Source organism: Actinospineispora eucalypti (assembly GCF_039543365.1).
Classification (GTDB): Bacteria; Actinomycetota; Actinomycetes; order Mycobacteriales; family Pseudonocardiaceae; genus Pseudonocardia; species Pseudonocardia eucalypti.
Genome location: NZ_BAABJP010000026.1, coordinates 144,941 through 158,210, shown reverse-complemented (window position 1 = coordinate 158,210; position 13,270 = coordinate 144,941). Strand labels below are relative to the sequence as shown.

12 protein-coding genes are annotated in these 13,270 nt (G+C 71.2%); 11 read left to right on the top strand and 1 reads right to left on the bottom strand.

Annotated features, from left to right (window positions below; translation table 11 throughout):
* Positions 1-26: 26 nt before the first annotated feature.
* The 10 genes from ABEB12_RS24020 to ABEB12_RS23975 all read left to right on the top strand — a co-directional run bounded on the left by ABEB12_RS24020 (position 27) and on the right by ABEB12_RS23975 (position 12,215).
* The gene (locus ABEB12_RS24020) at positions 27-1,601 is read left to right on the top strand and encodes an ABC transporter substrate-binding protein (protein WP_185065855.1); all 1,575 of its coding nucleotides are present in this window, start codon (positions 27-29) and stop codon (positions 1,599-1,601) included.
* A 6-nt stretch (positions 1,602-1,607) separates the two neighbouring features.
* A complete protein-coding gene (locus ABEB12_RS24015) occupies positions 1,608-2,552 on the top strand; it encodes an ABC transporter permease subunit (RefSeq protein ID WP_185065856.1) in 945 nt (314 codons plus the stop codon).
* Entirely contained in the window at positions 2,549-3,439 is an 891-nt protein-coding gene (locus ABEB12_RS24010; RefSeq protein WP_185065857.1) for an ABC transporter permease subunit, read from the top strand. The genes ABEB12_RS24015 and ABEB12_RS24010 overlap by 4 nt, the downstream gene beginning before the upstream one ends.
* A complete protein-coding gene (locus ABEB12_RS24005) occupies positions 3,436-4,431 on the top strand; it encodes an ABC transporter ATP-binding protein (protein WP_345703096.1) in 996 nt (331 codons plus the stop codon). Before ABEB12_RS24010 ends, ABEB12_RS24005 begins: the two co-directional genes overlap by 4 nt.
* Positions 4,428-5,501 carry an oligopeptide/dipeptide ABC transporter ATP-binding protein gene (locus tag ABEB12_RS24000; RefSeq protein ID WP_185065858.1) on the top strand — a complete coding sequence of 358 codons (1,074 nt, stop codon included), beginning with the start codon at positions 4,428-4,430 and terminating at the stop codon, positions 5,499-5,501. Before ABEB12_RS24005 ends, ABEB12_RS24000 begins: the two co-directional genes overlap by 4 nt.
* Positions 5,502-5,515: 14 nt before the next feature.
* Positions 5,516-6,955 carry an aldehyde dehydrogenase family protein gene (locus ABEB12_RS23995; protein ID WP_185065859.1) on the top strand — a complete coding sequence of 480 codons (1,440 nt, stop codon included), beginning with the start codon at positions 5,516-5,518 and terminating at the stop codon, positions 6,953-6,955.
* On the top strand, positions 6,945-8,021 hold the full coding sequence (locus ABEB12_RS23990) for an Ldh family oxidoreductase (protein WP_185065860.1): 1,077 nt from the start codon (positions 6,945-6,947) through the stop codon (positions 8,019-8,021). Before ABEB12_RS23995 ends, ABEB12_RS23990 begins: the two co-directional genes overlap by 11 nt.
* On the top strand, positions 8,012-8,791 hold the full coding sequence (locus ABEB12_RS23985) for an MBL fold metallo-hydrolase (RefSeq protein WP_185065861.1): 780 nt from the start codon (positions 8,012-8,014) through the stop codon (positions 8,789-8,791). The genes ABEB12_RS23990 and ABEB12_RS23985 overlap by 10 nt, the downstream gene beginning before the upstream one ends.
* A 105-nt stretch (positions 8,792-8,896) precedes the next feature.
* Positions 8,897-10,405, top strand: a complete 1,509-nt coding sequence (locus tag ABEB12_RS23980) for a lipoxygenase family protein (RefSeq protein WP_345703095.1) — start codon at positions 8,897-8,899, stop codon at positions 10,403-10,405.
* Entirely contained in the window at positions 10,398-12,215 is a 1,818-nt protein-coding gene (locus ABEB12_RS23975) for a peroxidase family protein (protein WP_185065863.1), read from the top strand. Before ABEB12_RS23980 ends, ABEB12_RS23975 begins: the two co-directional genes overlap by 8 nt.
* Here the strand turns inward: ABEB12_RS23975 and ABEB12_RS23970 are convergent.
* On the bottom strand, positions 12,208-12,948 hold the full coding sequence (locus ABEB12_RS23970; RefSeq protein WP_345703094.1) for a TetR/AcrR family transcriptional regulator: 741 nt from the start codon (positions 12,946-12,948) through the stop codon (positions 12,208-12,210). The two genes, ABEB12_RS23975 and ABEB12_RS23970, sit on opposite strands and share 8 nt — an antisense overlap.
* A 96-nt stretch (positions 12,949-13,044) precedes the next feature.
* On the opposite strand from ABEB12_RS23970, the gene ABEB12_RS23965 reads away from it, so the two are divergent.
* A complete protein-coding gene (locus ABEB12_RS23965) occupies positions 13,045-13,248 on the top strand; it encodes a DUF4177 domain-containing protein (RefSeq protein ID WP_185065864.1) in 204 nt (67 codons plus the stop codon).
* The last annotated feature ends 22 nt before the right edge of the window (positions 13,249-13,270 follow it).

Sequence of the window (13,270 nt, the reverse complement as noted above, 5' to 3'; positions counted from 1 at the left end):
TTGTCTCAACTTCCGGAGGCTTCACCATGCACGCAAGACTCATCGCCTCGGTGGCCGCCCTACTGGCCGTGCTGGCCGGTTGCGGCTCCGGCGGCACGGCCGGATCACCCGGCCCGGCGCACGGCGGGGCGACCGCCGAATGCCCGCCGGTGGACCACGCCGCCATCGACCCGAACGCGACGTTCACCTGGATGTACAGCGTCGCCAACACCAGTTTCGACCCGGACAAGATAACCACCAGCAACAGCCAGATGTACCTGTACCCGATCTACGACAGCCTGGTGCACCTGGACGACAAGGGCGAACCGCGCCCGATGCTGGCCAGGTCGTGGTCGGTGGGCGACGGCGGGCGCTCGCTCACCCTGCAACTGGTCGACAACTGGAAGTACCACGACGGCACCCCGTTCGACGCCGCGTCGGTGAAGGCCAACCTGGACCGGCACCGCGGCGAGGGCAGCTTCAACCGGCAGGCCCTTTCCGACATCAGCGGCGTGAGCGTGCTCGACCGGCGCACGGTCAAGATAGAGACGATCAACGGCGCCGCCCCGCTGGTGGGCATCCTGGCCAGCTCCGCCGGCATGATGATGAGCCCGGCGGTGTTCAACGACCCCGGCCAGTCGCTCAAACCCACCGGTGGCTCCGGGGCCTTCTCGCTGGCCAGCTACCAGCCGGGCAGCAAGGTGGAGTACAGCGCCGTGCCCGGCTACTGGGAGCCGGACGCACTGCGGGTGGCCAAGATGGTCTTCCTCATCTCCAGCGACGACAACGCCCGGTTGAACTCGGTGATCACCGGCGCGGCGGACGCCACCTTCCTGCGGGAGAGCATGTACGCGCCGGCCAAGGGCGGCGGGCTGGTGGTGTGCCAGAAGCCCAGCATGTCCAGCTACACGATGGCGCTGAACGTGGCCCGCTCCGAGTTCGCCAAGCCTGAGGTGCGCCGGGCGATCAACCTGGCCGTGGACCGGAGCGCCATCGCGGCGATCACCGACGGCTTCTGCGACCCCTCGGTGCAGATGTTCCCGACCTCCTTCTACGCCTCCGACCCGGAGCTGACTCCCGACCGGTACCCGCACGACGTGGCCAAGGCCCGGCAGCTGCTGGACAGTGTGGGGCTGGGCCGGGGGTTCGAGTTCACCCTGGAGACCAACAACCTGGACGCCTACCAGAAGGTGGCCGAGGTGATCCAGGCCAACCTGCAGGAGGTGGGCATCCGGGTCACCGTGCTGCCGGTGGAGCTGCCCCGGCTGATGGAGGACTTCTCGGTCAACAAGAAGGCGGACGCGCAGCTGGTGCAGCAGAAGGCCGAGGCCGACCCGAGCATCCAGATCGAGGCCTACTACCTCAGGGGCGGGTTCAGCAATCCCGGTGACTACGGGAACCCGGCGATCAGCCAGCTGCACACCCAGGCCAAGGCGGCCGCCACCACCAACGAGCGGGCGGAGATCTACCGCAAGCTGTTCGCCAAGGCCCACGAGGAGGCCGCGTCGCCGGTGATCCTGTGCCACCTCACCACCCCGATGGCCACCAACCAGAAGGTGATGGGGCTGGAGATCTACTCGGACGGCAGCCGGCAGTTCCGGGGCATCGCGGTGCGGAAGTAGGCGACCGTGCTACGCCTGCTCGGCGTCCGGCTGACCACCATGGTGCCGCTGCTCGCGGTGGTCAGCCTGCTGATCTACGCACTGATCATCCTGGTGCCCGGCGACCCGGCGGTACTGCTGGCCGGGCAGAACCCGACCCCGGCGCGGGTCGAGGCGGTCCGGGAGAGGCTCGGGCTGAACGACCCGTTCCTGGTGCAGTACGGGCGCTGGGTCGCCGGCCTGCTGCACGGCGACCTCGGCCGGTCCTATCTGAACGGCGAGGACGTGTGGGCCTCCATCCTCGGCCGGCTGCCGGTCACCCTCTCCCTGGTCGCGGTGACCCTGCTGTTCGCCGCGCTGCTCGGGCTCGCGCTGGGCGTGGTCGCCGGGCTGTACCCGGGGCGGTGGATCGACCGGTTCGCCACCGTGCTGGCCAGCGTCGGGGTCGCGCTGCCCTACTTCTGGGTGGGCATGATGCTGGTGCTGCTGCTGGCCATCAACACCCCGGCCCTGCCGGCCACCGGCTACGTGCCGTTGACCGAGAACCCGGTGGAGTGGTTCCGCCACCTGCTCATTCCCGGCCTCGCGCTGGCGATCACCCCGATGGCCATGATCGCCAGGCAGACCCGGGCCGGGGTGGCGGCGGTGATGAACGAGGACTACATCCGGACGGCGGAGGCCAAGGGGCTGTCCCGGAGCAAGGTGATCGGAAAACACGCGTTGAAGAACGCCGCCGTGCCGGTGGTCACCGTCTTCGGCCTCGAGGCGAACCGGTTGATCGGCGCGACGGTGGTGATGGAGCAGCTGTTCGTGCTGCCGGGGCTGGGGCAGCTGGCCTATTTCTCGGTGTTCGCCCGGGACTTCCCCATGGTGCAGGGCGTGCTGGTGTTCACGGCGGTACTGGTGCTGCTGGTCAACCTGGGAGTGGACATGTCCTACGGCTACTTCAACCCGAAGATCAAGAGCTCATGACCGCCGCGACCGTCGGTCCGGCCGCGCCCTCCGCCGGGGCGGCGGGGCTGCGCCGCACCGTGCGGCGGTTTCTCGGCAACCGGCTCGCCGTGGGTGCATTGGCCGTGCTGGGCCTGATCCTGCTGGTCGCGGCGGCCGCGCCGGTGATCGCGCCGTACGCGCCGAGCCAGATCGACATCGCCAACCGGTTGTCCGGCCCCACGTTCGCGCACTGGCTGGGCACGGACGCGCTCGGCCGGGACACGCTGAGCCGGCTGATGTTCGCCGGCCGGGTCTCCCTCGGCGCGGCCAGCCTCGCGGTGGCGATCGCGGTGGTCATCGGGCTGCCGCTGGGCATGGTGGCCGGCTACCTCGGCGGGCGGCTGGACTGGCTGCTCGCCCGGGCGGCCGACGTGTTGATGACCTTCCCGGCGCTGGTGCTGACCGTGGCCATCATCGCCGCCGTCGGGCCGGGGCTCAGTACCGCGATGGTCTCCCTCGGAGTGGTGTACTCGCCCCGGCTGTTCCGCATCGTGCGCGGCGCCACGCTGGGCGTGCGGCAGGAGACGTACGTGGAGGCGTCGATCAGCATCGGCACGCCGGGGTGGCTGATCCTGCGCCGGCACATCCTGCCGAACATCCTGTCCCCGGTGCTGGTGCAGGTCTCCCTGCTGATGGCGGCGGCGCTGCTGACCGAGGTCACCATCAGCCTGCTCGGCCTCGGCGCGCTGCCGCCCACCGCGAGCTGGGGCAGCATGCTGGGCGCCGCGTTCGGCGACATCCGGAGCACGCCGATGCTGGTCGCCTATCCCGGCATGGCCATCGCGCTGGTCACCCTGTCCTTCAACCTGATCGGTGACGGGCTGCGCGACTCGTTCGGCCGAGAGACCCGCAAGGGGGAACGGTGAACGCCACCGCGTTGCTGCGCATCGAGGACCTGTGCGTCGACTTCGCCACCGGGCACGGCTGGGTGAACGTGGTCGACGGCGTCTCCCTGCACGTCGGGGCGGGCGAGATCGTCGGGCTGGTCGGCGAGTCCGGCTCCGGCAAGAGCGTGACCAGCCTTTCCGTGCTCGGCCTGATCCCGAGGGGGCAGGGCCGGGTGTCCCGGGGACACATCTGGTACGGGGACCGGGACCTCACCACCCTGCCGGTGCACGAGCTGCGCGGGATCAGGGGGAACGAGGTTTCGATGATCTTCCAGGAGCCGATGACCAGCCTGAACCCGGCCTTCACCATCGGTGACCAGATCGCCGAGGTGCACCGGAGGCACCGGGGCGGCAAGCGGGCCGCCGCGCTCGCCAGGGCGGCCGAGATGCTGGACCTGGTCGGCATCCCGAACGCCCACGAGCGGGTGCGGGACTACCCGCACGAGTTCTCCGGTGGCATGCGCCAGCGCGCGATGATCGCCATGGCGTTGATCTGCGGCCCTCGGCTGCTGATCGCCGACGAGCCGACGACCGCGCTGGATGTCACGGTGCAGGCGCAGATCATCGAGCTGCTGGCCAAGCTGCGCGACGAGACCGGCTGCGGCATCGTGTTCATCACCCACGACCTCGGTGTGGTCGCCGAGCTGTGTGACCGGGTGGTGGTGATGTACGCCGGCCAGGTGGTCGAGTCGGCGGCCGGCCGGGAGCTGTTCCTGCGGCCCAGACATCCCTACACCGAGGGCCTGCTCGCGGCCATGCCGCAGCTGGGCGAGCGGGGCACGGAGCTGCCGTTCATTCCGGGCCGCCCGCCGGAGCCGTGGCGGCAACCGGACGGCTGCCGGTTCAACCCCCGGTGCCGGTACACGGTGGATCACTGCCGGGGCGGTGTGGTGCCGGCCATCCGGTCCGGGGGCGACCACGCCAGCCGGTGCCTGCGCACCGACGAGCTCGAGCTGTTGGGGGCACCATGAGCGCGACGGCCTTCGAAGGCACCTCGGAACCGGCCTACGGTGCGCCGGCACCGGCCGAGGGGCGGCCGCTGGTCGAGGTGCGCGGGCTGAACGTGGTGTTCCGCAAGGGGCGCTCGCTGGGCGCACCCCGGTTGGTGCGCGCGGTCAACGACGTGAGCTTCAGCATCGAGCGCGGGGAGACCCTCGGCCTGGTGGGGGAGTCCGGGTCGGGGAAGTCGACCACCGGGCGGGCGCTGCTCAAGCTGGTGCCCTACACGGCCGGCGAGGTGCGGGTGGCCGGCCGCGACCTGAGCGGCCTCGCCGGCTCCGAGCTGCGCCGGGCGCGGCGGAACATGCAGATGGTGTTCCAGGACCCGTACTCCTCCCTGGACCCGTCCTGCACGGTGGCCGCCAGCATCGCCGAACCGCTGCTGGTGCACGAGCGGCTGGCCCCGCGCGAGGCCCGCGCGCGGGTCACCGAGCTGCTGGAGCTGGTCGGCCTCACCGGGGGTCACGCGGACCGCTATCCCTACGAGTTCTCCGGCGGCCAGCGCCAGCGCATCGCGATCGCCAGGGCGCTGGCCCTGCACCCCCAGTTCGTGGTGTGCGACGAGGCGGTGTCCGCGCTGGACGTTTCCACCCAGAACCAGGTGATCAACCTGCTGGAGCGGCTGCGGGCCGAGCTGCACCTGTCGTACCTGTTCATCGCCCACGACCTGGCCGTGGTGCGGCACATCTCCGACCGGGTCGCGGTGATGTACCTGGGCCGCATCGTGGAGAGCGGCCCCACCGATCGGGTGTACAACCGGCCGGCGCACCCGTACACCGAGGCGCTGCTCTCGGCGATCCCGGACGCCAGCCCGCACCGGGTCAAGCGGGAGCGGATCCTGCTGGCCGGCGAGCCGCCGGACCCGGCCAACCCGCCGGCGGGCTGCCCGCTGCAGACCCGCTGCCGGTACGTGATGGACGTCTGCCGGCAGCGGATGCCGGAGGCCACCCCGGTGCACGGCGGCGGGGAAGTGGCCTGCCACCTGCAGACCAGTGGACCGAACCTGTCCGGCGCCCCGCTCGGCGGCGCCGCAACCCCGTAAGGAGTGGAACCTCGATGACGTCGATCCCGACCGTCGGCAACCTGATCGACGGTGAGTGGCTGCTCAGCGGGCAGGAGCGGCCGGTGCTGCACAAGCACACCGGTGCCCCGCTGGCCATCACGCACGACGCCACGCCGGGCATGGTGAAGGAGGCGGTGAGCGTCGCGGCGCGGGCCAGCGAGCGGGACCGGCTGGACCCGCCCGCCCGGTTCGACATCCTGCGGCGGGTGGCCGAACAGATCGGCTGGAACCGGCAGCGGCTGGCCCTTGACCTGGCCAGGGAGTCGGGGCTCACCCTCTCGGACTGCCTCGGCGACACCGACCGGGCCGTGCAGACCATGCTCACCTCGGCCGAGGAGGCCAAGCGCATCGCGGGCGAGATCGTGCCTATCCAGGGGGCGCCGGGTTTCGAGCACCGGATGGCCTTCACCATCCGCGAGCCGGTCGGCGTGGTCTGCGCGATCACGCCGTTCAACTCGCCGCTGAACACCGTGGCGCACAAGGTCGGCCCGGCGCTGGCGGCGGGCAACGCGGTGCTGGTCAAGCCGTCCCCGTACGCGCCGCTCGCCGCGGCGGCGCTGTGCCGGATGCTGCTGGAGGCCGGGCTGCCGAAGGGGCTGATCGGGCTGTTGCTCGGCCCCGGTGACCCGGTCGGCCGGATGCTGGTGGAGGACGAGCGGATCGACTTCTACACGTTCACCGGGAGCACGGCCACCGGCAAGGCCATCTCCGCGCGCCTGGGCCTGCGCCGGGCCACCATGGAGTGCGGCAACGTCTCCGGCACCATCGTCTGCCGGGACGCCGAGCTGGAGTCCGCCGCGCGCCAGTGCGCCCGGGCGGCCTTCCGCAAGGCCGGACAGGTGTGCACCTCGGTGCAGCGGCTGTACGTGCACGCGGACGTGGCCGAGGAGTTCGTCGAGCGGCTGCGCGCGGCGGCCGGGGAACTGGTGGTCGGCGACCCGGAAGACCCGGCGACCGACATCGGGCCGATGATCAGTGAGGCGGCGGCCGAGCGGGCCGAGCAGTGGGTGAACGCGGCGGTCGCGGCCGGTGCGCGCCTGGCGGCCGGCGGCACCCGCTCCGGGCCGGTACTGGCGCCGACCATCCTCACCGACGTGCCGGCCACCGCGCGCGTGGTCTGCGAGGAGATCTTCGCCCCGGTTGTCTCGGTCATCCCGTTCACCGACTTCGACGACGCGCTGCGCGCGGTGAACGCCACCCCGTACGGGTTGCAGGCGGGGGTGTTCACCCGGGACCTGAACCAGGCGATGCGGGCCGCGCGGCGGCTGCGGGTGGGCGGCGTGGTGATCAACTCGACGTCCAGCACCCGGGCCGACCTGATGCCCTACGGCGGGGTCAAGGACAGCGGTTACGGCACGGAGGGGCCGCGCTACGCCATACGGGAGATGACCGAGGAGCGCCTGGTCCTGGTGGAGCCCGCCGTTGACCGCTGAACAGAGGGTCTCCGCCGAGCGGCTGGCCGAGTTCGCCGCGCGGGTGCTGCGGGCCTGCCAGGTGCCGCCGGCCGATGCCGAGCTGGTGGCCGACAGCCTGGTCGCGGCGGACCTGTGGGGGCACCAGTCGCACGGGGTGCTGAGGCTGGGCTGGTACGTCGACCGGCTGCGCTCCGGGGTGATGAACACGCGCACCGAGCCGGAGCTGGTGGTGGACGCGGGCGCGGTGGCCACCCTGGACGGCGGGGACGGGGTGGGCCAGGTGCTGGCCGCGCGCGCCGCCACCGAGGCGATCGAGCGGGCCGGCCGGCACGGCGTCGGCGTGGTCGCGGTGCGCAACTCCAACCACTTCGGCACCGCCGCCTACTTCACCCGGATGGCCCCGCCGCGCGGCTGCATCGGGCTGCTCGCCACCAACGCCAGCGCGGCCATGGCGCCGTGGGGCGGCCGGGAGAAGCGGGTGGGCAGCAACCCGTGGTCGATCGCCGCGCCGCTCGGCGGGCAGCGGCAGCTGGTGCTGGACATCGCCAACACGGCGGTGGCCAGGGGCAAGATCTACCTGGCCGACAACCGGGGCGAGCCGATCCCGGCCGGTTGGGCGATGGCGGCGGACGGGCGGCCGACCACCGACCCGCGCGAGGCCATCGCCGGGTTGATCATGCCGATGGCGGAGCACAAGGGCTACGCCATCTCGGTGATGATGGACGTGCTGGCCGGGGTGCTCACCGGCAGCGGCTTCGGCGCCGGGATCAAGGGGCCGTACCAAGCGGCGGAGCGCAGCGGCGCCGGGCACCTCTACCTGGCGCTCGACATTGCCGCGTTCCTGCCGGTCGAGGAGTTCGTCCGGCGGGCGAACCAGCTGGTCGACGAGCTGAAGGCGACACCACCGGCGCCCGGGGCCTCGCCCATCCGCTACCCGGGGGAGGGCGAAATGCTGGCCGAGCAACGCCACCGGGCGGCCGGCCTGGAGCTGCCCGCCCAGACCGTGGCCGACCTGGACCGGGTGGCGGCCGAGCTGGGCCTGCGGCCGTTGGCCGGCAACGGAGAGGAGCGGCCGTGCCGCTGACCATCACGCCGCTGTACGTCGGCCAGTCCCGCGACGTGCCGCTGGCCAACGCGCTGTACGGGCACGGCGGGGCGGAGCGCATCTGCATCAACATGTACCTGTTCGTGATCGAGGGCGGCGATGCCCCGATCGTGGTGGACACCGGCACCCTCTCGCCCGACTACGTCACCCGCCACCACCCGTACGACTTCGTCCGGGACGACGAGTACGAACCGGCCAAGGTGCTGCGCGCGCACGGCGTCGAGCCGGACGAGGTGCGCATCGTGGTCAACACCCATCTGCACTGGGACCACTGCTCCAACAACGCGCTGTTCCGCAACGCGCGCGTGCTGGTGCAGCGCAAGGAGCTGGAGTACGCCATCGACCCGCTGCCGGTGCACCGCAAGGCGTACGAGAAGCTGCCCGGCCTGCAGGCGCCGTGGATGGCCGGCTGGGACCGGATGGAGACGGTCACCGGTGAGGCCGAGCTGGCGCCGGGGGTGGCGGTGGTGCCGCTGCCGGGGCACACCCCCGGGTCGCAGGGCGTGCTGGTGGACACGGCGGCCGGCCGCTACCTGATTGCCGGCGACGCGGTCGGCGTCTACCGGAACGTGCATCCGCGCGACTGGCGGGAGAGCATCGCGCCGACCATCCACACCAACCTGTTCGACTGCTACGAAACCTTCGAGCGGATCGCCGCGCTGGACTGCGAGGTGATCCCCAGCCACGACGAACGCGTACTCGCCAACGCCCCGTTCGGCGTCCCGAGCCCCGGTCCGGGCGGGAGCTAGGGCCGCTCCGACGGTCTTCGCGCCGGCCGTCCGGTGACGGCGGAGTGACGAACCATTGACGCGCCTCCGGGAACCTCCGGCCCAGACAAGTGGCTGGAGCTGGAGATGATCCCGTGGGGACCGCGCCGGTGGCTTTGGAATCGCATTGCGATCTCGAAGTACCGGGCCAATCGACCGGTGGAAATCCCGGTGCCGGCTGACAATGGCCGGCCGATCGGCGATGTCAGCCTGGTGAGTGCGTTTCCGGGTATTCCCATCCACAACATCCGGGTCGCGGATCGTGTGCCGGCCGATGAGGCGTCCCGCCTCAAGTATTACTTCTACGAGTTCCAGGTGGCGCTGTATCGCCTACTTCCGCCGATGCAACCCGGTTTGCCGGACATCGCGGAGAACCCGGACCAGGCCCTGCTCGAGGCCTATACGCCGGCTCATCGGCGCCTTTTCCCGGCCCCCACGCTGCCGCCGGAGTACCACGGCGAGGTGGATCTCGGTTTCCTCGCCGTCGCCGGCCCGTACGCCGGCTACCTCGAGCAGACCGCGGACGGGGGTTACCAGTGGGATCTGCGGCAGCTGGCGCGCTACGAGCACCACGACGGGCTGCGGTCGCTGGGTCTGCGCGTGCTGTTCCGGGTCGACTCGTCGGCGCTGGAAGCGGTCCAGATCGACTGTGAGCTGGGGTCCTGCCGGCCGGGCGACCCGAACTGGGGGGCCGCGAAGGAGCTGGCGCTCTGCGCGGTCACCAACCACGTGTCGCTGGTGCGCCACTTCAACTGGGTTCATCTGGCGGTCGGCGGACCGTTCGCCATCGCCACCCGCAACTGCCTCGACGCCCGGCATCCGCTGCGCCGCCTGCTGTGGCCGCACATGTTCGGCACGCAGTACAGCAACCAGATCGTCACGAAGGGCCAGATGGCCAGGGGCGGGGACTTCGAGACCGTCTTCAGCTTTACCCACACCGGTATGTGCGAGCTGTTCGAGGACACCTACGAGGCCTACGACATCACCGTGCTGGACCCCGAGCGGGACGCCGAACGCCGAGGGCTCGCCGGCGCTACCTTCGCCCTGCCCAGCCTCGGCAACCAGCGGGCGATCTTCGATGTGCTGCACGCGCACGCCGCCCGCTACCTGGCGCTGTACTACTCCACCGACCAGGATCTTCGCGCCGACGCGGCCGTGGTCAGCTGGTTGGCCTCGCTCGAGCGGATGATCCCCAACGGAATACGGGCACTGCGGGGCGAGACGATCACAATCGCCGGCACGGCCCGGCTGGTTGCCGCCCTCAGCTTCCTCGCCACGGTTCAGCACGACGTGCTGGGCACCGGGTTGTGGAACTACCAGATGTGGAGCCACGTGCAGCCGGTGAGGGTCTACCGGAGCGGGCGGCGCACGCCCGTCGACGTGTACCAGCGGCTGGTGAACGCGAATTTCAATCTGAACGTGAAACGGGCCGCGCTCATGCAGGATTTCGCCTATCTGGCCCTGGACGCCCGGGCCGCCGCCGAGTTCCGAACTTTTCAGCAAGAGCTTGTCGATTTGCAGACTCGGTTGTCCGAGGCCCCTTTCGCCTATTGGAAGGTCTATCCGAGCATGCTGGAGGCGAACATCAATGCGTGAGTACGTGGGCAAGTCGGCCCTGCGCCGGCTGTTCGCCAAGCTGGCCGTTGCGGTCGACCGGCGCCGCCGGTGGGACCGGTTCCCGACCCCGGTGTCCCTGGCCCTGTTGATGGGTCTGCGGGACTCGCTGCGCGAGCACAACCTGTACGACGCGGGCGACGCGGCGTCCCGGCCGCGGCTAGATCCGCGGCCGGCGCCCCGCTGGCTCACCGCCCGCACCGTCGACGGCACCTACAACGACCTGACCGCCCCGGCGATGGGCGCCGCGGGAACCCGGCTCGGGCGCAACGTCCCGGCGCGGCGCGCCCGCCCGGAGCGCGGCGAGCGGTTGATGACCCCGAACCCGCGCGTGGTGAGCACGGCGCTGCTGGCCCGGGGCGAGCGGATGATCCCCGCGACGACGCTGAACGTGCTCGCGGGGGCGTGGCTGCAGTTCCAGACCCGGGACTGGTTCAGCCACGGCACGGATCCCGAGCACCCGTTCCGGGTCCCCCGGCCCGAGGGCGACCACTGGCCCGACGACCCCATCCTGCTGCCGCGCACGCCCCGCGACCCGCACGCCGACGGAGACCCCCCGGCGACGTTCGTCAACACCGAGACCCACTGGTGGGACGCGTCCCAGATCTACGGCAGCACCATGGAGTTCCACCACGCCATCCGCCAACCGCGGCTGGGGCACGGACGGGTGGCCATCGGGCCCGACGGCCTGATCGACGTGGACCCCGCGCTGCTCGGCAGCTCGGGCGGGTTGGACGGCTGGTGGGTCGGCCTGGAGCTGCTGCACACCCTGTTCATGCGCGAGCACAACGCCGTGTGCGCCACGCTCGGCGCGGCGTACCCCGCATGGTCGGACGACCAGGTCTTCGACAAGGCCCGGCTGGTCATCGCGGCGTTGCTCGCCAAGATCCACACTGTGGAATGGACGACGGCGATCCTCGCCCACCCCGCGCTCCGGATCGGCATGCGGGCGAACTGGTTCGGGATCGCCGAGGAACGTGTCCGGAACCTCGTCGGGCGACTGGGCGACAGCGAGATCATCAGCGGAATCCCCGGTTCGCCGACCGACCACCACTCGGCGCCGTACTCCATCACCGAGGAGTTCGTCGCCGTGTACCGGATGCACCCCCTGGTGCCCGACGACTTCCTCATCCGGGCGGTCGGCGATCCGCGGCGCCACGACGAACTGGCGTTCCTGGACCTCGCCGGCCTTCGGGCGCGGGACGTGCTCAAGCGCTACGGCGCCACCGACCTGTTCTACTCACTCGGCACGGCGCATCCCGGCGCCGTCACGCTGCACAACCACCCGCGGTTCATGCAGCGGCTCCGCCGCGACGACGGCATGGTGGTCGACCTCGCCGCCATCGACATCCTGAGGTCACGGGAGCGGGGAGTGCCCCGCTACAACGAGTTCCGCCGGCTGCTGCGCCTCCCCGAGGCCCGCTCGTTCTCCGACCTCACCGGGAACCCGAGGGCGGCCGCCGAGCTGGCAGCCGTGTACGACTCCATCGAGGACGTCGACCTCACCGTCGGGCTGCACGCCGAACCCCCACCGACCGGCTTCGGGTTCGGCGACACCGCCTTCCGGATCTTCATCCTGATGGCGTCCCGCCGGCTCAAGAGCGACCGGTTCTTCACCACCGACTTCACCCCGGAGACCTACACACCGGAGGGCATGCGCTGGATCGCCGAGAACGACATGTCCTCGGTGCTCGCGCGCCACTACCCCGACCTCGGGCCGGCCTTGCACTCGGTGCGGAACGCGTTCGCGCCGTGGCCCGTCCTGCCCGACCGGGCAACCTCGCCTACCTGAGCGCGGCCCCTGGCCGATCGGTCTCCGGCAGGATCCTGGTCAGGTGGTAGTCGAGCGTGCGGCGCACCTCGGCGAGGGTGCGGCCGCCGTGCAGGACGTCGCCCCCCAGCGACACGGCGGCGGAGACCAGGATGTCCGCCTCCGCGCGGGGGTCCAGGGCCGATGGGGTCGCGCCGATCCGCTGGGCCTGGGCGATGACGGCGGCGACGAGATCCTCCAGCGGGTGCTGGTCGTGGAGGAACACCGCCGCCAGCGCGGGGTCGGTGAGGCTGCGGGCGTAGTAGGCGGCGAACACGCGCAGGGTGGCGCGCCGCTGGGCGTCCAGCGGCAGGAGCTCGTCGATGATCGAGCGGAGCAGGGCTCGCGGATCGTTCGGGTCGGCGGTGATCCGGCGGCGAGCGCGGCGTTCGTTGGTCTGGTGCAGCAGGCGCAGCGCGGCGACGAGCAGTTCGTGTTTGTCGCGGAAGTGGTACTGCACGGCGCGGGTGGAGACGCCGGCTTCGGCGGCCACTTCCCGGATGCTCGCCGCGTGCAGCCCACGCTCGGCGGCGATTCGCCAGACCGCCTCGGCGATCTGCCGCCGGCGCGGGTGCGGGGGCGCCGGTTGCGGCGTCGGGGGCGCGGCCCGACGGCGGTAGGCCCGGGCCTGGCAGCCGCGCGAGCAGTACACCCTGGGGCGACCGCGGCCGCGGTCGGGCAGCGCGGCGCCGCACATCGCGCATCCGGCGCTCATTTCGTCACACTATGCCTTGGCCTCGATTCGTACAAAGTGTGATGGAAAGCCAAATTGTGCGAGCTACTCGTCACGACAGAACGATACGTTCGTGTCATGACGGAGTGGGAGTACCGAATCCTGACCTACAAACTCAGCGAGTTCCGCAAGAACCTGCCGGACTACCAGGCGGTCGAGGCCGAGCTGAACGAGCTCGGCGGAAAGGGCTGGGAGATCCTCAACGCCGTCGCCCCCGGGCGCGGCCAGGGACAGGCCACCGAGCTCGTCCTGATCGCCCGCCGTCCCGTCGGCGTCGGCTGACCGGCGTCCACCCACATCGTGC